The 23,353-nt window shown below is 60.2% G+C and carries 7 protein-coding genes and 1 pseudogene; all 8 read left to right on the top strand.

The genetic code is table 11. The features are described 5' to 3' along the window. Window positions 1-9 precede the first annotated feature (9 nt). Window positions 10-894, top strand: a pseudogene (locus PVT67_RS18840) (filamentous hemagglutinin N-terminal domain-containing protein); the annotation flags it as partial. Window positions 895-1,182: 288 nt separating this feature from the next. Further along, window positions 1,183-19,902, top strand: a complete 18,720-nt coding sequence (locus PVT67_RS16635) for a beta strand repeat-containing protein (protein ID WP_301495596.1) — start codon at window positions 1,183-1,185, stop codon at window positions 19,900-19,902. 3 nt (window positions 19,903-19,905) lie between these two features. Beyond that, on the top strand, window positions 19,906-20,271 hold the full coding sequence (locus PVT67_RS16630) for a DUF7674 family protein (protein WP_301495594.1): 366 nt from the start codon (window positions 19,906-19,908) through the stop codon (window positions 20,269-20,271). Window positions 20,272-20,401: 130 nt separating this feature from the next. Further along, window positions 20,402-20,578, top strand: coding sequence for a hypothetical protein (locus tag PVT67_RS16625; RefSeq protein WP_301495592.1), 177 nt, complete (start codon window positions 20,402-20,404; stop codon window positions 20,576-20,578). Window positions 20,579-20,698: 120 nt separating this feature from the next. Next, entirely contained in the window at window positions 20,699-21,298 is a 600-nt protein-coding gene (locus PVT67_RS16620; protein WP_301495590.1) for a DUF6990 domain-containing protein, read from the top strand. Window positions 21,299-21,329: 31 nt separating this feature from the next. Next, window positions 21,330-21,539 carry a hypothetical protein gene (locus tag PVT67_RS16615; protein WP_301495588.1) on the top strand — a complete coding sequence of 70 codons (210 nt, stop codon included), beginning with the start codon at window positions 21,330-21,332 and terminating at the stop codon, window positions 21,537-21,539. Between the two features lie 127 nt (window positions 21,540-21,666). After that, the gene (locus tag PVT67_RS16610) at window positions 21,667-22,644 is read left to right on the top strand and encodes a transposase (RefSeq protein WP_301495571.1); all 978 of its coding nucleotides are present in this window, start codon (window positions 21,667-21,669) and stop codon (window positions 22,642-22,644) included. 264 nt (window positions 22,645-22,908) lie between these two features. Further along, window positions 22,909-23,325, top strand: coding sequence for an immunity 70 family protein (locus tag PVT67_RS16605; protein ID WP_301495587.1), 417 nt, complete (start codon window positions 22,909-22,911; stop codon window positions 23,323-23,325). The last annotated feature ends 28 nt before the right edge of the window (window positions 23,326-23,353 follow it).

The raw sequence follows: 23,353 nt of genomic DNA, 5'->3' as shown, positions 1-23,353 counted from the left end.
TTCAGGTATATGATGATTAAGGAAAAACTGCGAATAGCTACATCATATCTGCTGATTGGAGTGATTCTTGGCAATCCCATGGTGGCAGCTGCCGCTAATATCACTCGAATGCCTGAAGATATTGCCATATCCCACCGGATCGCTGCTGAGCAGTTGGCTGCAGCTACAGCGGCTAGCACCAGTCAGCCGGCCTCCACGGTAGCTGCCAACCAAGTCATAGTGACCAAATCAGCCAACGGCACTCCCGTATACGATATAGTGGCACCGAGTAAAAAAGGGGTGTCCCATAATCAATTTACCGATTTTAATGTCGGCACTGAAGGTGCCATTTTTAACAACAGTTACCAACCAACGGTGTCTAAGTTGGGCGGCTGGCTGGACGGAAACCGGCAGCTTGCCGGGGGCACGGCAAAAATCATCCTCAACGAGGTAACCGGTACCCACTCATCCAGCCTGCTTGGTTACACCGAAGTGGCAGGCGACGCTGCCGAGTTTATTCTTGCTAACCCTAACGGCATCACTTGTAGCGGTTGTGGCTTTATCAATACACCAAGGGTGTCTCTCGTAACTGGCTCCCCCGATATGGTTGAAGGCGGTATTGCCGGTTTCAACATGGGGCCTGGCAGCATCACCATCTCTGGTTCAGGGTTAAATGCCTCTGCTGTCGATCGCTTTGACCTGCTCAGCCGGGCAATCAATGTCAATGCCGCACTTTATGGCAACAAGCTTAATTTGTTTACCGGCAACGACTATTTCGATTACCAATCTAACCGAATGGCATCGGTTGATAATTCAAGCAATGCCCCGTCCATCTCTCTTGACGTTTCTGCATTGGGCGGCATGTATGCCAACAGCATAAAGCTGGTCGGCACCGAGAAAGGCCTTGGTGTCAGTAGCGAGGGGGTGATCCGAGCTCAAGATCTGGAGCTGGATGCAGATGGACAAATCCGGCTGAAAGATACCCAGGGGACTGGCAGCTACTCCGTCAGGTCACGCTCCGCCGGGGTTGAAAACACTGGCACCCTCTATGCGAACAATCTCACTATTTCAGCTGCTGGCAACCTGGCAAACTCAGGATTGTTGGCTGGCACAAGTACCGTCAACATTGACGCCGGCTCTGTTACACAGACAGGTAACCTTTTCGCTGGCTTGGCCACCGATGGCACCTTTAACGATAGCGGTTTGCTGAACCTGGTCGTCAGCGGTCAATTAAACAACAGTGGTCAGATCGCCGCTGCGACCTTGGCCAAGATCCAGGCTGACCAGCTGTTGAACCCTGGTCTTATCCAGGCGGGAGGTCTGGGTATAAAGGCGAATGGCGCCGATGTGGCGGGTACGCTTTATGCCAAAAACCTCAGCCTGGATGCCACCGACCTGAATATATCTGGCCAGGTACAGGGCGGTGATCTGACGCTCTCTGCCAATGACCTTTCCCTGGATGGCGGGGTAATTTACCAGTCTGACAGCGCAGGCAAGCTGGCCTTGTCAGGGAACGCCATCGTCAACAATGCCGGCACGCTGTACAGCAGAGGGACAAGCACTGTCTCAGCTGGTTCCCTCAACAATAACGGCAATCTGGTGGCCCTGGGCCAAGCCAGCTTTAGTGTCGACAGCCTGGTCAATGCTAGCCAGATTTACTCGGCTGCCGCCCTCAACTGGTCCGGTAACAGCTTTACCAACAATAGTGGCGGGCAGGTCTTGCTCTATGGTCAGGACGCTGCCCAGTTCTCGCTGGGTGCGCTGAATAACGCGGGCTTGGTTGAAGTGTCGTCCACCGATTTTGGGATGACGCTCGATAGCTTCAACAATGCCGGAGGCACCTTTTCCCACCTGGGGCAGGGGGGGCTCACCTTAAACGTGACAGGCAGCCTGGATAACAGTGCCGGCACAGTGCAGACCAACGGCGCCATGGTCCTTGGTGTTTCCCAACTCAACAACAATGCGGGTCAGCTAAGTGCGCAGTCAGGGTTGACGGTAAGCGGTCAATCCTTATTCAACGACAAAGGCACCTTGGTGACCAACGGTGACCTGGCGCTGAACCTTTCCAACCTCGACAACGGCACAGGTATTCTGTCTGCCTCAAATCTGAATGCCCAGGTTCATCAGATCACCAACAACGGCGGCATCATTCAGGCCGCCAACGACGCCTCTATTACGGCAGATACACTGGCCAATCAGACGGCAGGGCGCATTGAGGCCGGCAACCTGACCTTAAACGCATCTGAGTTGAATAACAGTGGCACCTTGGCCGCCACAGGGCTGTCGGGTAAGTTTTCAACACTCAACAATAGTGGCGTCATTTCTGCCGCAGACAGCCTGTCTCTGACAACCGAGAGTGCCCTTAACAATAACCACGGGCAGTTATTGTCTGGTAACAGCTTGGCGATCACCGATCATGGAACCTCCCTTAACAACAGCCAGGGCCTGCTCCAATCCGGCGATACGCTGAGTATCAAGGGCAATGCCTTGGCCAACACCAATGGCCAGATCCAGGGCCATACCGTCAATCTTGACCTTGGCACCCTCAACAACCAGCAGGGGCAACTTCTCGGCACATCGATGCTGACAGCCGCAGTGGCACAGACCGACAACCGAAACGGGGCGCTGGGCGCCGGGCAACTCAGCCTCAAGGGCGCCACGCTGTTGAATGATGGCGGTGTCATTCAAAGTTCGACAGGTGCGGAATTTAACCTGTCCGGCGCTTTGAACAATGGTCAGGGCCAGATCCTGCTGGGAGGCGACCGGGCGAGCATCACCGCCGGTTCGGTCAGCAACGCCGCCCAGGGGGTCATTCAACAGGTCAACACCGGCAACCTGGCCTTGGCCGTCGAGAGCCTCTTGGATAACCAGGGAGAGATCAGCAGCCTGGGGCAACTGCGCCTCGTCGCCCACCAACTGGACAACCAGGGATTAGTGGCTGCCAATGATGCGCTAGCCGTGGATGCCGACGTCTCCAACAGCGGCCAGCTCTCGGCCCAGAACCTGACCATGAGCGGTGCCGGCCTCAATAACAGTGGGAAGCTGGATGCTGGGCAGTCACTGCTGCTGAACAATAGCAATATCATCAATAGCGGCCATATCGGCAGTGGTGGCAGCAGCCAGATCAGCACCGAAGCGCTGAACAATGCCCAAGGTGAAATCATGGCTGTCGGTGTCAGCCAAATCGATGCCGGTAGCCTGAGCAACACTGGCCTGATCTTTGGCGGAAAAAGCCTGGCGGTCACAGGTACCCAATTAACCAACCTTCAAGGCAGCCTGGTCAGCAATGGGGCCTTGGCGGTGCAGGGTGGGCAGGCCAACAACAGCGGCATCATCCAGGGGCAAGAAGTAAAACTGTCGTTGACCGGGAAGCTGGATAACAGCCAAGGCCAGATCACCGCCGCCGGGCAATTGGCCTTGAACAGCGGCAGCCTGGTCAATGGCAAAGGTCTGCTGCAAGGCAGCGATGTCATGCTGCAGCAGGACGACATCAATAACAGTGGGCAAATTCTCGCATCCGGCCAGTTGGCTATCACTGCCAATGGCTTGAGCAACAGCGGCCTGCTCCAAGGGCAGGCCGTCGAGGGCCAGGTAGCGGCTACCCTCAGCAACGGCGGTCAGATAGTGGGTGAGCACGTATCACTCACTGCCGACACCTTGAACAATGACGGTGGGCAGATCCTGGCGTCAGGAACTGAGGGAGAAAGTCTCTCTCTGGGCAGTTCTCAGCCTATCAGCAACCAGCATGGTGTTATCCAAAGCGCCGGCACCGCGCTGAACCTGGCCCAGGATCTACTCAACCAGCATGGGCAGGTCTTGCTGTTAGGGCAGGGCCTATTGACCCTCAATAGCCTTAATAACGAACAAGGCGCTGTCTACAGCGGCGGTGACTTGCAGCAGCAGGGCGCCTTGAACAACGACGGCGGCCAGTTGCAGGCCGAGGGCGATCTGCGCCTGAGCGGCGGCCAGTCGAGCAACGTGGCGGGCCTCATTCAGGCCGGCAAGGCCCTGACGGTCAAGGCCGACAGCCTCGACAACCAAGGCGGCCAGCTGAGCAGCACCGGCGCGCTGTCCATCCAACTGAGCCAAGGCCTGAACAACAACCAGGGCCTGATCGCCCACGGCGGCGACGGCCAGCTGCAGGCCAGCAGCCTGAGCAACGACGGCGGCCAGTGGCTGCACAGCGGCAACGGCAGCCTGGTGCTGCAGGCCGACAACCTGGACAACAGCCAAGGGGTCGTGGCCAGCAACGGCCAACTGACGGTGACCAGCCAGCAGCTGAGCAATGCCGGCGGGCAGATACAAGGGGCCGAGGTCAGTGTCGATACCGGCCTGTTGGACAACCAACAAGGGCTGCTGACCAGCCAAGGCGGGCTGTCGGTCCAGGCGGGGGCGGTGGACAACCGGGGCGGTGAGCTGTCCGGTGACCAGCTCAGCCTGCATGGCCAGAGCCTGCAGAACGACGGTGGCCGCGTGGTGGGCGTGAACGGCACCACCCTGACCCTGTCCGGCGCCCTGGATAACGGCAACGGCCAGCTGCTCAGCGGCGGCGACGCCCAGCTCAAGGCGGGCAGCCTGCACAACGGCGCCCAGGGGCTGATCCAGCTGTCCAGCGCCGGCAACCTGGCCCTGGCCGTCGACGGCCTGGTGGATAACGCCGGGGAGATCAGCAGCCTGGGGCAACTGGGGCTGCAGGCGCAGCAGCTGAGCAACGGCGGGCTGCTGGCCGCCAAGGACGGCCTGACCCTGGCCGGCGACATCAGCAACAGCGGCCAGCTGTCGGGCAATACCCTGCAGCTGAGCGGCACGCAGTTTACCAACAGCGGCCAGGTGACCGCAGGGCAGTCGTTGCTGCTCAGCAGCGGCGCCATCCGCAACGGCGGCCATATCGAGAGTGCCGGCAACAGCCAGATCAACACGGCGAGCCTGGACAACAGCCAAGGCGAGCTGGTGGTGCTCGGCATCAGCCAGATAGACAGCGACAGCCTCATCAACAAGCAGGGCCTGATCCACGGCGAGCAGGGGCTGACCGTGAACAGCACCGGCAGCCTGGATAACCAGGGTGGCAGCCTGCAGGGGAGCGGTGATGTCAGCGTCACCGCCGCCACCTTGAACAACCAGGGCGGCAAGCTGCTGAGCGGTGCGCAGCTGAGCCTCAAGGCCGACACGCTGGACAACAGCACCGGCACGGTGCAGGGCCAGAACGTCAAGGCCAGCATCAGCGGCAAGCTCGACAACAGCCAGGGCCAACTGCTGGCCATGCAGGGACTGGAGGTCAGTGCCGGCCAACTGCAAAACGACCAGGGCGTGCTGCAAGGGGGCAGTGTCCAGCTGAGCGGCGGCGTGCTGAACAACGGCGGCACCGTGGCGGCGAGCCAGCAACTGACGGTAACGGCGGAGCAACTGGTCAACAGCGGCGTACTGCAAGGGCAGGAGGTGACGGCCACCGTCACGGGCAGCCTGCAGAACAGCGGCCAACTGGGGGGCGAGCAGCTGACGGTGAGCGCCGGCCAGCTGAACAACGACCAAGGGGTGTTGCTGGCCACGGGCACGGCGGGTGAGAGCCTGAAGATCAGCACCGGCCAAGCCATCTCCAACCAGGGCGGCACCATCCAGAGTGCGGGCACCGCCCTGACCCTCGACCAGGCGCTGAACAACGACGGCGGCCAGGTGGCCTTGCTGGGCGAGGGGCTGTTGCAGCTGGCCGGGCTCAGCAGCAAGCAGGGCCTGGTCTACAGCGGCGGTGACTTGCAGCAGCAGGGCGCCTTGAACAACGACGGCGGCCAGTTGCAGGCCGAGGGCGATCTGCGCCTGAGCGGCGGCCAGTCGAGCAACGTGGCGGGCCTCATTCAGGCCGGCAAGGCCCTGACGGTCAAGGCCGACAGCCTCGACAACCAAGGCGGCCAGCTGAGCAGCACCGGCGCGCTGTCCATCCAGCTGAGCCAAGGCCTGAACAACAACCAGGGCCTGATCGCCCACGGCGGCGACGGCCAGCTGCAGGCCAGCAGCCTGAGCAACCAAGGCGGCCAGTGGCTGCACAGCGGCAACGGCAGCCTGGTGCTGCAGGCCGACAACCTGGACAACAGCCAAGGGGTCGTGGCCAGCAGCGGCCAACTGACGGTGACCAGCCAGCAGCTGAGCAATGCCGGCGGGCAGATACAAGGGGCCGAGGTCAGTGTCGATACCGGCCTGTTGGACAACCAACAAGGGCTGCTGACCAGCCAAGGCGGGCTGTCGGTCCAGGCGGGGGCGGTGGACAACCGGGGCGGTGAGCTGTCCGGTGACCAGCTCAGCCTGCATGGCCAGAGCCTGCAGAACGACGGTGGCCGCGTGGTGGGCGTGAACGGCACCACCCTGACCCTGTCCGGCGCCCTGGATAACGGCAACGGCCAGCTGCTCAGCGGCGGCGACGCCCAGCTCAAGGCGGGCAGCCTGCACAACGGCGCCCAGGGGCTGATCCAGCTGTCCAGCGCCGGCAACCTGGCCCTGGCCGTCGACGGCCTGGTGGATAACGCCGGGGAGCTCAGCAGCCTGGGGCAACTGGGGCTGCAGGCGCAGCAGCTGAGCAACGGCGGGCTGCTGGCCGCCAAGGACGGCCTGACTCTGGCCGGCGACATCAGCAACAGCGGCCAGCTGTCGGGCAATGCCCTGCAGCTGAGCGGCACGCAGTTTACCAACAGCGGCCAGGTGACCGCAGGGCAGTCGTTGCTGCTCAGCAGCGGCGCCATCCGCAACGGCGGCCATATCGAGAGTGCCGGCAACAGCCAGATCAACACGGCGAGCCTGGACAACAGCCAAGGCGAACTGGTGGTGCTTGGCATCAGCCAGATAGAGAGCGACAGCCTCATCAACAAACAGGGCCTGATCCACGGCGAGCAGGGTCTGACCGTGCACAGCACCGGCAGCCTGGATAACCAGGGTGGCAGCCTGCAGGGGAGCGGTGATGTCAGCGTCACCGCCGCCACCTTGAACAACCAGGGCGGCAAGCTGCTGAGCGGTGCGCAGCTGAGCCTCAAGGCCGACACGCTGGACAACAGCACCGGCACGGTGCAGGGCCAGAACGTCAAGGCCAGCATCAGCGGCAAGCTCGACAACAGCCAGGGCCAGCTGCTGGCCGCACAGGGGCTGGAGGTCAGTGCCGGCCAACTGCAAAACGACCAGGGCGTGCTGCAAGGGGGCAGTGTCCAGCTGAGCGGCGGCGTGCTGAACAACGGCGGCACCGTGGCGGCGAGCCAGCAACTGACGGTAACGGCGGAGCAACTGGTCAACAGCGGCGTACTGCAAGGGCAGGAGGTGACGGCCACCGTCACGGGCAGCCTGCAGAACAGCGGCCAACTGGGGGGCGAGCAGCTGACGGTGAGCGCCGGCCAGCTGAACAACGACCAAGGGGTGTTGCTGGCCACGGGCACGGCGGGTGAGAGCCTGAAGATCAGCACCGGCCAAGCCATCTCCAACCAGGGCGGCACCATCCAGAGTGCGGGCACCGCCCTGACCCTCGACCAGGCGCTGAACAACGACGGCGGCCAGGTGGCCTTGCTGGGCGAGGGGCTGTTGCAGCTGGCCGGGCTCAGCAGCAAGCAGGGCCTGGTCTACAGCGGCGGTGACGTGCAGCAGCAGGGCGCCTTGAACAACGACGGCGGCCAGCTGCAGGCCGAGGGCGATCTGCGCCTGAGCGGCGGCCAGTCGAGCAACGTGGCGGGCCTCATTCAGGCCGGCAAGGCCCTGACGGTCAAGGCCGACAGCCTCGACAACCAAGGCGGCCAGCTGAGCAGCGCCGGCGCGCTGTCCATCCAGCTGAGCCAAGGCCTGAACAACAACCAGGGCCTGATCGCCCACGGCGGCGACGGCCAGCTGCAGGCCAGCAGCCTGAGCAACGACGGCGGCCAGTGGCTGCACAGCGGCAACGGCAGCCTGGTGCTGCAGGCCGACAACCTGGACAACAGCCAAGGGGTCGTGGCCAGCAGCGGCCAACTGACGGTGACCAGCCAGCAGCTGAGCAATGCCGGCGGGCAGATGCAAGGGGCCGAGGTCAGTGTCGATACCGGCCTGTTGGACAACCAACAAGGGCTGCTGACCAGCCAAGGCGGGCTGTCGGTCCAGGCGGGGGCGGTGGACAACCGGGGCGGTGAGCTGTCCGGTGACCAGCTCAGCCTGCATGGCCAGAGCCTGCAGAACGACGGTGGCCACGTGGTGGGCGTGAACGGCACCACCCTGACCCTGGCTGGCGCCCTGGATAACGGCAACGGCCAGCTGCTCAGCGGCGGCGACGCCCAGCTCAAGGCGGGCAGCCTGCACAACGGCGCCCAGGGGCTGATCCAGCTGTCCAGCGCCGGCAACCTGGCCCTGGCCGTCGACGGCCTGGTGGATAACGCCGGGGAGCTCAGCAGCCTGGGGCAACTGGGGCTGCAGGCGCAGCAGCTGAGCAACGGCGGGCTGCTGGCCGCCAAGGACGGCCTGACTCTGGCCGGCGACATCAGCAACAGCGGCCAGCTGTCGGGCAATGCCCTGCAGCTGAGCGGCACGCAGTTTACCAACAGCGGCCAGGTGACCGCAGGGCAGTCGTTGCTGCTCAGCAGCGGCGCCATCCGCAACGGCGGCCATATCGAGAGTGCCGGCAACAGCCAGATCAACACGGCGAGCCTGGACAACAGCCAAGGCGAACTGGTGGTGCTCGGCATCAGCCAGATAGAGAGCGACAGCCTCATCAACAAACAGGGCCTGATCCACGGCGAGCAGGGTCTGACCGTGCACAGCACCGGCAGCCTGGATAACCAGGGTGGCAGCCTGCAGGGGAGCGGTGATGTCAGCGTCACCGCCGCCACCTTGAACAACCAGGGCGGCAAGCTGCTGAGCGGTGCGCAGCTGAGCCTCAAGGCCGACACGCTGGACAACAGCACCGGCACGGTGCAGGGCCAGAACGTCAAGGCCAGCATCAGCGGCAAGCTCGACAACAGCCAGGGCCAGCTGCTGGCCGCACAGGGGCTGGAGGTCAGTGCCGGCCAACTGCAAAACGACCAGGGCGTGCTGCAAGGGGGCAGTGTCCAGCTGAGCGGCGGCGTGCTGAACAACGGCGGCACCGTGGCGGCGAGCCAGCAACTGACGGTAACGGCGGAGCAACTGGTCAACAGCGGCGTACTGCAAGGGCAGGAGGTGACGGCCACCGTCACGGGCAGCCTGCAGAACAGCGGCCAACTGGGGGGCGAGCAGCTGACGGTGAGCGCCGGCCAGCTGAACAACGACCAAGGGGTGTTGCTGGCCACGGGCACGGCGGGTGAGAGCCTGAAGATCAGCACCGGCCAAGCCATCTCCAACCAGGGCGGCACCATCCAGAGTGCGGGCACCGCCCTGACCCTCGACCAGGCGCTGAACAACGACGGCGGCCAGGTGGCCTTGCTGGGCGAGGGGCTGTTGCAGCTGGCCGGGCTCAGCAGCAAGCAGGGCCTGGTCTACAGCGGCGGTGACGTGCAGCAGCAGGGCGCCTTGAACAACGACGGTGGCCAGCTGCAGGCCGAGGGCGATCTGCGCCTGAGCGGCGGCCAGTCGAGCAACGTGGCGGGCCTCATCGAGGCCGGCAAGGCCCTGACGGTCAAGGCCGACAGCCTCGACAACCAGGGCGGCGTGGTGTCGGCCGGGACAGGCCTGGCACTGAACCTGAGTGGCCAGCTCAACAATGGCAATGGTGCCATCCAGAGCCTCGGCGGCGGGTTGTCAGTAACGGCCAACACCGTTGCCAACCAGCAAGGGAGCATCTATCTGCAGGGCCAGGGACCGCTGAGCCTCACCGCCATCCTCAACAACGATAGCGGCAAGCTGATCTCGCAAGGCGATCTGCAGCTCACAGCGGCACTGCTGAGCAACAGCAGTGGCCAGCTCGGTGCCAACAACATAGTCCTTAAAGCCGGCGACGTTACCAACAACGGTGTTATTCAAGCCCAGCAGAAGCTGTCACTGACTGCCGACAGCCTGGCTAACGGCAGTGGCTCTCTCCTGGCCATGGGCCAACAAGCCGATGCCCTGAACCTTAACCTGACCGGCCCCTTGAGCAACGATGCCCAAGGGCAAATCGCCAGCGCCGGCGGCCTGGATATCAAGGCGGGCAGCCTGCAGAACAAGGGCCTGCTCTCGGCAGCGGCCGGCCTCAACGCCACCCTGGGCGACCTGAACAACAGCGGCCGCATCGAGAGCGCCGCCGGCCTCTTTGTTTCCGGTAACACCCTTTCCAACGGCGGCACCCTGCTGGCCAGCGGCGACCTGAACCTCAAAGCCACAGGTGCCATCGACAATAGCGCCGGCACCCTGCTCAGCCAGAGCGGTGACCTTGCCCTCGCGGGCAGCCAAATCACCAATGCAGGCGGCCAAATCGCCGGCACCCGGAATGTCAGCCTCACCAGCACCGGGGCCCTCAACAACCTCGGTGGCCTGGTCCAGGGCAATGCCCTGAGCGTTACCAGCACCGGCGATCTGAACAACAGCCAAGGGAAACTCCTGGGCAATCAGCTGACGCTGTCTGCCGCCGCCATCAACAACAACAAGGGTGCCATCTCTGCCAGCCAACTGGCTGTCACCGGCACCGATGTCAACAACAGTCAGGGCCTGATTTACAGCGGTGGCACTGCCGACGGCGACTTCAAGCTGAACATCGCCACGCTCAACAACGACAAAGGGCTCGTCAGCACATCCATGAAGGATTGGCAGCTGGCACTGGGCAGTCTCAATAACGGCAGCGGCCAACTGGTGCATCTGGGAACAGGGCAATTCACCCTGAAGGTCGACCAAGGCGTGACCAACAGCGGCACCATCGGCAGCAATGGCGCCATGACCCTGGACGCCGGCAGCCTCGACAACCAGGGCACTGTAGTGGCACAGGCGCAGCTGGCCTTGGACGTGCTGGGCCATATCAGCAACAACGGCACCTTCCAGGGCGGCAGTGTCAGCCTGGCCGCCGGGACTCTCGACAATGCCGGCCAGATCAACAGCGCCGGCGCCCTGACCGCCAAGACCACTGGCGCCATGACCAACGGCGGCCAGCTCTACGCCGCCTCAGGCCCCATGTCCGTTACCGCCGGTAGCCTGACCAATAAAGGCGTTGTTTCTGCCAAGGACGTGACGCTGACCCTGGGCAGCCTGACCAACAGCGGCCGCGTCCAGGCTCAGCAGTCCCTCACCATTGCCAGCGCTACCCTGAACAACCAGGCCAATGCCGTGCTCAGCAGCCAGGCCATGACCCTCAAAGGCCTCAATACCGCCACCAATGCCGGTGTTATCCAGGCCAACAGCCTGTCCATGCAGGGGCAGTCCCTCAACAACAGCGGCGTTGTTGCCGCCGTGGGCACCACCAGCAATGCGTTGGACCTGAACCTGGCCAGTGTGACCAACCAGGCGACCGGCACCCTCTACAGCAACGGTACCAACCTTGCCTTCAATGGCGCCCTGAACAACAGCGGCGCCGTTATCCACAAGGGGAACGGCAGCCTGACCTTGGGCAACAAGGGGACTGTCACCAACAGCGGCAGCATTCAGACCAATGGCAGTGCCACCCTCTACAACGGCATCAGCGGCAACGGCAGCCTCTATGCCCAAAAACAACTGACCCTCACGGGCAGCGGTTTTACCAACAAAGGCAACTACCTGGCCACGGGTGGTAATTTGCTGGTCAACACCAGCCTCAACAACCTGGGCGGTACCCTGCTTGCGGCCGCCGGCCTGACCGTGAATACCAGCGGCGGCGTCACCAACACCGGCATCATGCAGGGCAACAGCCTGAACCTGACCGCCGCCAGCCTTAACAACCAAGGCGGTAAGCTGATCAGTGCCGGCAGCGGGGCTGCCACTATCAAGGTCGGTGCCCTCAACAACAGCCAGGGCAGTATCCAGGCCGCGGGCTCCGGGTTGCAGCTGACCAGCAGCAGTACCAACAACGACAATGGCCAGATCCTGAGCGCCGGCAACCTGTCGCTCAGTACGGGGTCTGGAAACCTGTCCAACAAAGGCGGGGCCATCATCGCCAATGGCGCGGCGACTCTGGCTGTCACAGGCAACCTGGACAACAGCGCTGGCCGTATTTCCGCCAGCCAGCTCAAGGTGACGGCTACCGCTAGCCTCACCAACACAGGTGGAAAGCTGCTGGCCGTAGGCGCCACCTCCGGCAGCAGCATCCAGGCGGGGAGCCTGAGCAACGGCGGCGGCACCATCGCCTCTGACAATGCCAACCTGACCGTCATCACCAATGGCGCCTTCAACAACGCCAACGGGCAGTTGGTGCATGTGGGCAGCGGTAAGCTGACCCTCAACAACCAGTCCTTGACTGTGGCCAGCGGTGGGCAGATCAACACCAACGGCAACCTGAGCGCGACGGTCGCCGGCAATCTCAGCAATGCCGGCACCCTCAGCGCCGCCGGCAATGCCGCCCTGGATGTGGGGTCCATCACCAACAGCGGTACCCTGGGCAGTCGTGCCGGCACCTTGGGCCTTACCGTCAAGGGCTCCTACAGCAACCAGGGGCAGGCCAGCGGTAAGGCCGGGCTTTCGGTCAATGCAGACGCGCTCGACAACAGCGGCACCTTACAGTCCGATGCCAGTATCGTCGCTACCCTCAACACCCTGACCCGCATCGGCACCATCAACGGTGCCAATGTGGGCTTGTCGACAAAAAATGACATCACCCTGGGCAGTGCCGACAACCTCAGCGCCAGCGGCACCCTCAGCCTCAGCACGACCGGCAACCTGACCAACAACGGCACCCTGGCCACAGGCGGCGCCTTGCTGCTGTCAGGTAAGAACCTGACCAACAACAGCAAGCTCAAAGGCGGCAGCGGCACCAGCCAGTTCCAGTTCTCAGGCACCGTCACCAATGCCAGCGGTGGCCAGATGAGTGGCGCCGGCAACCTCGTTGTTAAAGGCGGCACCATCAACAACAACGGCACCATAGCCGCCGGCAATACCCTGCAGCTGCAGGGCAGCAGCCTGACCAACAACAACTTCCTCTACGCCGGCAGCCAATTGCTGGCCCTGGCCGGTATCGTCAAGAACCAGAATAACGGCACCATCTACTCGTCCGGTGACATGCTGATCGCCGCCGACAGCAGCGGCAACAAGGCCAGCTCCATCAGCAATATCAGCTCCACCATAGCTGCCGGGCACAACCTGACCCTGGCCGCCGATACCATTTTGAATCAACGCTCAGGTGTCAGTTATTCCTCAGGCAGTGTTAGTGAGTGGGATGAAGGCAGCGGCGATCCGGGCGGATCAGCCATGAGTCCGACGCTGTTCACACTAAATGTGGAACGCGATCACGTCGTCGCCACCACCTACACCGCCACCGCGACAGGACCGGACGCCCGCATCATTTCCGGCGGCAACATGTCCCTCACCGGAGGGGATATCACCAACGAGTACGGCACCATTGTGGCTGGTGCTGACCTGCTGATATCAGGCAGTAATCTCACCAACACGTCGGCACAGAACAAGGTCGAAAAAGACGTAACTGTTTATAACGATCAATATGACGGGAAATGCCAGCAAGGACATTACGAGCCCAATCATGGCCCCTATTCCTGTGATGAGCCAGGCGATTATAATTTTGTAAGTTCTACCCAGACCAATAGCTACCACGAGACCAGTTACACCGGTGGCGCCTTCGGCGGCATTTCCGCCGGCGGTAGCATCTCTGGCAACCTGTCCGGCACTTTCGACAATGCCGGTGACGCCGGCACCCTCCCCGGCGCCATCAATACCACTTCTTCAGGGACCCAGGGCAGTGCCGGCAGGGGCACCGGCGCTGGTGCCGTCTCTGGTGCTACCGCCAGTGTCAACAAGGTCAACCTGGGCAACCATTCCTCCGGCAGTATTTCCAAGGGGGCCGATCAGGCGCTGACTGGGAATAACCAGGGGCCAGTGGCTGGTTCTGGCGGTGTAGGCCAGCAAAACCTTGGTGGCAGCCTTACCGCCATCGGTGGCGGCAACCTCTCTGCTGCGCTCAAGCCTGTGGCGGTGGCAGGGCCAGGCAAAGACGGGCTGGTCCATACCGAGTACCCCAATAATGGCAAGCAAGACGCCAGCTTCGCCCTGGTCGGTAAGGCCGCGCTCGCTTCCACCGAGCCGGTAACCGGCGGGCAGCAGGCACCTGTAGGGGACATCAAATCCGGCACGGCACCGAAGGACCATGCCCTTGGCAGCGACAACGCCCAGTTTGCAGGCCTCCTGACCTACGGCAAGGCCGACGCCAACGACATTGTCGGCAGGCAAAGGTCGCGCAGCGATCTGGATATCGGCAAGGACGGCACCCTCAAGTCGGGTACGGCGCCGAAGGACCATGCCCTTGGCAGCGACAGCACGCAGCTGACCGGCCTCCTGGCCTACGGCAAGGCCGATGCCAACGACATCGTCGGCAAGGAAAGGTCGCGCAGTGGTTTGACTATCGACAAGCAGGGCCCCCTTGCCGGGATCCCAGAAGGTCACCAGGGAGGGATTAGCCTCCAGGCGCCGAAAGACGGTGTTGCCTACGCACAGCAGGGGGAAGGCCTGCAACGTGCCGTTGCTGATCGGCAGCTCACCGCCGCTGATGAGAAGCATTATGACAAGAGCGGTATGGCCCACGCCTATGCCGTGGGTGCCGAAGGCGATAGCGGCTCAGCGCCGGCAGGGGCGGGCGGCCTTGCTCAGGGCAACCTGGCCCTGAATACCGGTTACAGCGTGCAAGGCCCCGGCTACAGCACCGAAACCCGTTCCCAGTACCTCAGCAAAGGCAATTACTACAACACAGGCGAGTTCCAGGACGAACTGGGGGTCGATCCGGCCAAGGTCGTCAAAGGCGAAGACCAGCGCCAACAGCAGCAACACCAGGATGCCGCCAACGACGAGGTCTACACGGCATCCAGTGGCGCCCAGACCGCGGCCAACCAGATCATCCTCAGTGACGAGCAGATAAGGGTACTGACCGAAGACATGGGCCTGGACGGCTCTGCCATCGACAGCAGCCAGCAGGCCCTTTATGCCAGCCTGGACAACCTGGCGCTGCTGGACAACGGCGATCTGATCGCCGCCGGTGGCGATATCGCCATCAAAGCCGACCAGGGCATCATCAACAACGGCGGCATCAAGACCGGCGGCCAGCTGGCGTTGGCCAGCAACGGCGACCTTGTCAACACCAACTTCGGCAGCCTCAATGGCCAGGGCGGCCTCTTCCTGGATCTCGGCGGCGATCTGAACAACGCCGGCAAGCTGCAAGGGGGCGACAGCTACATCAAGCTGGGGGGGGATCTCAACAACCTGGGCAGCCTCACCACTGGCGACCTGACGTTGCTGGCCGGCAATCTCAACAATGACGGTGTTTTCTCTGGCGCCAACATCGGCCTGAAACTGGCTGGGGATCTCAACAACAACACCGCCCTCAATGCCAGTGGCGATCTCTTTGCCGATGTCGGCAACAACATCAACAACAACGGCGACATAGTGGCGGGCGCAGGCCTCGACCTCACCGCCGGCCAGAACATCTTCAACAACCAAAGCCTGATCCAGGGGGCCGACGTCTCCCTGACCGCCACCCATGGCGACATCGTCAACCGCACCGAGTACCAGCAATTCACCCTGGGCGATGGCAACAATAACCAGACGGTCACTTCGGTAGGCAAGGCCTCCCAGATCGTCTCCCAGAACAGCCTGGCCATGAACGCCGGCCACGACCTGGACCTGCAAGGTTCCAAGCTGGCCGCCAACGGCGACATCAGCCTCCACGCCGGCAACGACGTGAAGCTGCAGGCCATCGAAAAGGTCAGCGGCCACGAAAGCCACTCCAAGGGCGGTTACGACATCCAAAAAGATGTCAGCTACGACGTGGTGGACATCAACGCCGGCGGCAACCTCAGCGTCAGCGCCGGTCATGACCTCGACTCCCAAGGGGCCCAGTTCAGCGCCGGCCAGGACGTCGCCCTGGCCGCCGGCAACGAGATGAACCTGGATGCGGTGCTCGAGTCCCACTACGACGCCAGCAAAACCACCAGCAAGCACCTCTTCTCCAAGAAGGTCAAGGAAACCGAGAGCCTCCACGAAACCCTGGAAGGCAGCGGCGTCCAGGCCGGTGGCGACATCCTCCTCAACGCCGGCAAGGACAGCGCCGGCAACCTCGGCCTCCTCGACGGCGGCAATGTCACCCTGGTCGGCGCCAACCTCAAGGCCGGCGGCAACATCGTGGCCAACGGCAACGACGTCAACATCACCGCCGGCACCTACCAGGATTACGACTACAGCCACACCAGCAAGAGCAGCTTTGGCGGCCTCAGGTCCAAGGCCAAGGACGACCTGGAGCAAGGCGCCCTGCTGCAGGGCTCCAGCCTGAACGCGACCGGCAACATCCTGGTGAACGCCGGCAACGACCTCAAGCTGGTTGCCAGCGATCTCAACGCCGGCGACAGCGCCAAGCTGAGTGCCTTCAACGACCTGCTGATCTCCTCCGGGGACGAAAGCAGCCATTCCGAGCATAAGAGCAAGTCGGGTGGCCTCTTCTCCGGCGGCAAGCTGTTCTCCAGCACCGAGAAGCTGGACGGCAACGCCAAGGTCACGGCCAACGGCGCCAGCGTCACCACCGGCGGCAACCTCATCATCGATGCCGGCAGCGCCTCTGTGGTGGGCTCGGACCTGGCAGTAGGGGGCAGCCTCTCGGTCAGCACCGACATCGGCGACCTCGCCTTCCTGGCCGCCCAGGGATCCGAGCATAGCTATCACGACGAGAAGCAGCTCAGCGTCGGCCTCGGCGACATGGCCAAGATGCTCTCCGACCCCGTGGCCTACCTGAAGAAAAGCTACGACAAGTCCAAGAAAACCGGCCGCGCCTCCATCACCATAGCGGACGCCAGCTACCACCAGGCCAAGACCACCACCGACACCCTGACCAACAAGGGCAGCCAGGTCCAGGCCAAGGGCGACATCTGGCTCAACGGCTCCGGCGACGTCAAGGTCCAGGGCAGCGACCTGGTGGCGGACGCCGACGGCAGCGGCCAAGGTGACCTGGCCATCAAGGCCGGCGGCAGCGTGCTGGTAACGGATGCCATCAACACCCTGACCCAGCAGAGCAGCAGCACCGACGGCAAGGCCGAGGTCAGCGTCTTTGTCACCCACCAGGCGGCGGAAGTCGCCCTGGCGGCCAAAGCCGTCAACGACGCCCGCAAGCAGGTGGAAAAGGCCAAGCGCAGCTACAAGGAATACGAGCGCCAACAGGACCAGCTCAAAGACCAGCTCGCCAGCCTCAAGCAGCAGCTGGCCAACGGCGAGCCGGGGGTCAATCAGGGCGATATCGACGATCTCCAGGAGCAGATCGACAGCCTGGCGGACGACAAGGGCTTGTACCTGAGCGACATAGCCCTGGCCGGCGCCAACCTCACCAGCAAGATCACCCTGCTGGTCCAGCAGACGGCCACGGCGGCCAGCAGCACCGCCACCTACGGCTTCAACGCCGGGGTGCAGCTGGATATCGACGCCACCAAGACCAAGAGCCAGCTGGATCAGACCACCTCGGTCGGCTCCACCCTGTCCGGCCAGAACGTCGCCATCCAGACCGCCGACGACGGCCAGCTGTTGGTGCAGGGCTCCGGCATCAGCGCCGCCGCCGGCATGAACCTGGATGTGGGTTCCCTCAACATGCAGGCCGGCGTCAGCACCAGCGACAGCAGCAGCAGCAGCCAGCATGGCCACGTCAATATCAGCCAGACCGTCTGGGGGGCTGCCGCCGGCGGCCCTGCGGTCAACGCCAGTTACGACCAGAGCCAGCAGCGGGACCACAGCACCACCTACAGCAACGCCCAGCTCCAGGCCGGTGACCTGCTGATGGACGTCAAGGGTGACGCCGACCTCGAAGGGGCCAACATCCGTGCCGACAACAGCCTGACGGCCAACATCGGTGGCGACCTGACCCTGACCTCGATGCAGAACCGGGCCTCAGGCTCCAACCACGGCTTTGGCCTCAGTGGCGGCGTCAGCTTCAACGGTGTCGCGGCGAAAGAAAACAGCACCCTCAACAAGGCGGGCAGCTTCCTGACCCAGCAGGGTCAATCCGGTGGTGCCATGGTCGTAGGTAAAACCGCCGGGGTCGCGGGGGCCAACGGCGGCTTCAACGTCAGCAACGGCCGCTACCTGAACAAGGAAACGGTGCTCTCCAGCATCACCGCCGGTGGCCAGACCAACATCGACGTCGGCGGCCATACCCAGCTGGACGGCTCCCTGATCGCCTCTGTGGACGACCAGGGCAAGGATCTGGGCCTGTTGAACCTCAGCACCGGCTCCCTGGACTTCACCAACCTCACCGACAGCCATTACCAGACCAGCAACAGCCTGTCCCTCAGCACCAGCGTCTCCATCGGTGGTGGCGGCAACGCCGTCAAGCCCAAGGACAGCCAGGGTAACGACATCCAGGCCAACACCAGCAACCTGGGGGTCCACAACAGCAGCGACTACGACAAGAGCAAGACCTTGGCCACCCTGGGCCAGGGCAGTGTCAGCGTCGGCGGCAGCAGCGACGATGTCGCCGGCCTCAACCGCGACACCGACAAACAAAACAAGGACTTCTACAGCATCCACCGCAGCAAGGGGGATGTGGATGTCACCTTGGACCACAGGTTGTTGAGTGAGGAGGGGCGTGCCCAAATCGCAAAAGACTTTGGCACTTCCATCAAGGCAGTCGTGGAAACAGGGGGCGATATCAAAAAAGCCCTTACCGATTTCTACGATGAATACTTTCCTGACATGCCGCCAGAAGAGCGGGATGCAAGAGTCAATTCGGATAGTCTCAACATCAAGAATGGTAATGCCGATGCTGTAACGGCGGGCATCCAATCTCGTCTCCAAGCCGAAGGTGAAAAACAGGAAGCCCAATTTGTAAAAGATGAGCAAGAAAATGACAAATGGGCAAAGGACAACGGTGTGTCCTTCGATTTGCCGGCCATTGGTGAATCACCTGATCTGCCAAGCAGCCAACACTCTTACGATCCCAATGGATTAGATAGCGTATTCCAGAGTTCGGCTGACCAAGGGGCTGTGGATTACCGGGTGGGGGCTTACAGTCATGATGCGGATGTCTTCAGCACGCCAAACTTTAATGACGAAGTCCAATACGGAACTGAGGCTCAAAGCTACCAGTTAGGCCAACTCTATCAGGATGCGGGTGCCAATGTTGTCAGGAGCGGCGACGCTGGTGATTATGCCAGTTGGCACCTGAAGGGGGCTATCAACTCAATGTATGAGTCCGCCCAGTTGGCAAATAATTTGTCGGCGTCCGGATTGGCAGTGAGCCTGCTAACATTGAAAAATCCGTTTGAAACAAACTCATTGATAGGGGAAGGGAAAGGCTTCGGTATGCCTGACTCTATGGCAGGGGAGACGGCATTAAAACAGCAAGAGTATTTTGGTTATGTGGCAGCCTTCGCGTCAGGCCTCGAAGGGCTAGATGCCGCGGCAGGCAGCCTCAAAGCACTACCTAGCCTCAAGGCGCTACCTAGCCTCTTCAAGAAAGAGGAAAAAGTCAGCCTTAACTTCAGTGGTAATAATGGGTCTTACGATGCTGAGGGAGATTTTGGGTATTTAAACCAGAGAGAGAAATACAGCTCTCCATTTAGCCGCCTGACCTTTGAAAGTTATAAAGACGAGCTTATTCGAAACAACGAAAAACCGGTTGTGAAGGACTCTACGTTGCAGTCCTTCATAGGTGAGCTATATAGAGATAATGCTACTATTGGTGTTGGAAGTACGGCAGATGCAGTTAGATACGAGCGTGCCACCGGTGAAACAGTGAAAGGTAAGACACACTCGGAGAAGGCAGAGAATGCTATAACATTCCTTAACAGTTGGTTAAAAAAGAATCCGGATGCATCTCCAGGGGATAAAGCTGCAGCGGAAAATCTCGTTAAAGATATGCAGGATGCCTTAGGAGGTAATTGAAATATGAAATCTGAAAGATTAATAAAGCTGACGTTTGAAATAATACCAACTTCTTCGGTGGAGATTGATAAGATTAATTTTGTTTTTCATCCTGATCAACCTCCTGAATTAATAATTTTGTCTGCTCTTGGTAGGTGTGTTTATGAAAACATGGACAATATTGACGACTGTGAATTAGAAAGGATATTCGATGTTGTAGAGTTTTTTATGGAAGGTCATGATGATGTTTCTAATGCAGTTGCAACTGGTTATGTAGAAGGAATAATTAACCAATGTGATTCTTCTGAATTTAATAGGGCTGTAAGGCTGATGAAACCTCTAACGTGCGAGTATGCTAAAGAATGGAAGAACTTGGTTCTTAGGAAATAAAAAGTGATATAAAAGATATAAAGAGATATAAAAGAGATATAAAAGAGATATAAAGGACACCCATCTTCAGTTGACGCTGTGATGTGGGGATCTAGGCTTAAAGGATCCCCTTGGCTGAAGGAGTAGCCAGATGACCCGTCCCCGTTCTGAATTGGTGTCCGTGCAGGACACGCCCTATTACCACTGCATCTGCCGTTGTGTGCGCCGGGACAATAAAAAGGACACCCATCTTCAGTTGATAACCAAAAAGCCGTCTTTGAAAAGGTTGGCAAAGACGATTACCGTATACCGCCAAACAGCATACTGAGCCCAAGGGCCGCAGAAGCTATTGGCGCTGATTACAGGCCGGGGATGACAGTGGCGGAGGCCGGTTACCCCAACGGTATCCCTGTCCTGATTCACCGTGCCCCTGGTTCGGGAGGATAAGATGAAAAAAGCGGAACTGATCAAGTATTTTAAGACGCGCTACCCTTTTGTGAATGAAGGGGGCGGTGACTGGGCCTTTACTATCAAAGACGATACGCAAGGATTCATGAAAGCGAGACCCAACCTGAAATCGTTACGTAATGCGCAGCGATCCTGGCTAAGCCTTGTTGGTAATCCTAGATGGTTTATCGACATCAAAGAAGCGGTCTTCGTTGACAGAGGCTCTTATCTTTTTGTGGCAAGCTCCGGCGATGTAGAGGTTATCAATGAGAATGGACCTCTTGAGGTAGAGAGCGCCGGCGCAGAGTTACAAGCTAAAGCCTTTTCCTGGTTTGAAAAGCAGCTCAAACCCGAGCATATCGCCCGCAAGCTGCGCATTCATTACGATGTTTACGACCGTGGCGGCGGCTGGCAGTTTACCCATATCACCGCCTGCATCCTTAAAGGTGACGTCGAGCGATTAAAAGGCTATTTAGCTGCTTTTGAAAGAGGAGACCGCCTGAATTTTATTCCCCTGATTAAGCAGGAGTTTTTCGAAAGGGCCATCCCCCTGGCGGAAAAATACCGTTCTGGGGAGTTGGTGTCGCCGGTTGATTTCTAGGAAGGCCTTTGTGCCCAGGGCAAGGTGAGAGATGAGTGAAAGAGAAAAGAGCGTAGGTCAATATCTGGGCACCATTATGGCTTACAGCGCGCTGATGGGCGACAGCCAGACTCCAGGACAGCTGTTGGTACCCTATCTGATACTGGAAGACGGATCGGTACACTTCTTTGAAGGGGAAGACCAAGCTGATGCCGTTGCCAAGGCGGAAGCCAAAATCGCGGCGCTGAAAAGAGGGATATAAAGGACACCCATCTTCAGTTGACGCTGTGATACGGGGTTCTAAAAATAAAAAGGACACCCATCTTCAGTTGACGCTGTGATACGGGGTTCTAGGCTTAGAGGGTCCCCTTGGCTGAAGGAGTAGCCAGATGACCCGTCCCCGTTCTGAATTGGTGTCCGTGCAGGACACGCCCTATTACCACTGCATCTGCCGTTGTGTGCGCCGCGCTTTCCTGTGCGGTGAGGACAAGCTGACGGGCCAGGACTACAGCCACCGCAAGGGGTGGGTGTTGGCCCGGCTGGCCGAGCTGCAAGAGGTGTTCACCATCGAACTTTGCGCTTATGCGGTGATGGCCAACCACTATCATCTGGTGGTGCATATCGACGCCAAGGCCGCTGAGGTCTTGGCTGATGAGGATGTGATAAGGCGCTGGAACCGTTTGTTTTCCTTGCCACTTTTGGTCAGCCGCTATCAGGCTGGTCAATGCACCTCCGATGCTGAGCGGGAAGCTGCCCAGCAGCTGGTTGATGACTGGCGACAACGACTATGCGACCTGTCCTGGTTTATGCGCTGCCTCAACGAACACCTTGCCCGTAAGGCCAATGAAGAAGACAACTGCAAGGGCCGCTTTTGGGAAAGCCGTTTCAAGTCCCAGGCGATACTGGATGAAGCGGGCTTGCTGGCCTGCATGGCTTACGTGGATTTGAACCCGCTTCGGGCCAAGGTGGTGGAGGTGCCGGAGGATTCACCGGACGTGTCCTTGTCAGAGCGGTTGCCAGAGAGGGCGGTCCAGCCTGAGAGCGGCAATCCCAAGCCGGCGCTGCTGCCCTTTGTCGGCAACTTCCGCAAGGACATGCCCAAGGGCATTCCCTTTGCCCTGGCCGATTATCTCGAACTGGTGGACTGGACAGGCCGAGCTCAACGGCAGGACAAGCGGGGTTTTATCACCGCCGATACCCCCGCCATCTTGCAGCGGCTGGGCCTGGACGCCGACAGCTTCCTGCTGGCCGTAGGCCACCATCAGTTGTCGAAAGGTACGGTGATAGGACACCAGCATACCCAGGCCGCCTACGCCCAAAGCCATCACCGACGACGGGTTAGTGGCCCGGCGATAAAAGCTGGCTGAGCGCCTTCCTGCTCTAGCCAATCAACAAGGCTCTGCTTAGGCGAACGGCCTGAACGGGTGCTGCCTCTTTGGACTGTTTTGAGCCGGTTTCCAATGCCCCTCCATCGACCATGGCCAAAAGCCTTGCCAACAAGCTCCTCTGGTGTAGTGTTGAACGTGGATGGACTGAAGATGGATGTCCTTTATTTTCTTTTGTCAGCCGTATAGTGGAAAAGTCTAATGGAACGCTAAAGGCTGAAGACATTAATATTGTACGGTGAAATCATGACTGTAGGATTGAAATTAGGAAGTGTTACAGACGAAGTTGGAGGGCAAGATTTTTTTCATGCTTTTTTTTCAACAATCAGCTACAGGTTGGAAAGGAGTGGTTGGGGATCTCGCTTCCCTTGTTTGCTTAAAAAGCTTTATCAGGGAAAGTTGGAACAAAATGATGCAAAACAAGCTTTAGAAGAATTAGCTATCATTACCCTTGAGCTTAGTAGGCTCTCTCCAGATCAAGTTGTCTGGGATATTGAAGATTTAAAGTCTTCTCCACCGTGGGGTAACGACATAAGCGACGATATAACAAGTTTGTCAAACTACTTTGTAACCAGTTCAGGGCGTGATTTGCTTGGTGTATTAAGAGAGTGTCTGGAAGAGCTGCGAGATAGAGGTGGTTCACTGGAAATTGTATCTATTTAGCAAGTTAGGAGATTAAGGGATAAAAAGG

It is taken from the genome of Gallaecimonas kandeliae (assembly GCF_030450055.1).
Classification (GTDB): domain Bacteria; phylum Pseudomonadota; class Gammaproteobacteria; order Enterobacterales; family Gallaecimonadaceae; genus Gallaecimonas; species Gallaecimonas kandeliae.
Note: the sequence above shows the minus strand (reverse complement) of the source record. Positions and strands in the feature narration are given on the sequence as shown.

Coding starts and splice junctions, on each gene's coding strand:
- PVT67_RS16615 (WP_301495588.1), top strand. CDS start 21,330: ATGAGTGAAAGAGAAAAGAGCGTAGGTCAATATCTGGGCACCATTATG.
- PVT67_RS16630 (WP_301495594.1), top strand. CDS start 19,906: ATGAAATCTGAAAGATTAATAAAGCTGACGTTTGAAATAATACCAACT.
- PVT67_RS16605 (WP_301495587.1), top strand. CDS start 22,909: ATGACTGTAGGATTGAAATTAGGAAGTGTTACAGACGAAGTTGGAGGG.
- PVT67_RS16610 (WP_301495571.1), top strand. CDS start 21,667: ATGACCCGTCCCCGTTCTGAATTGGTGTCCGTGCAGGACACGCCCTAT.
- PVT67_RS16625 (WP_301495592.1), top strand. CDS start 20,402: ATGACCCGTCCCCGTTCTGAATTGGTGTCCGTGCAGGACACGCCCTAT.
- PVT67_RS16620 (WP_301495590.1), top strand. CDS start 20,699: ATGAAAAAAGCGGAACTGATCAAGTATTTTAAGACGCGCTACCCTTTT.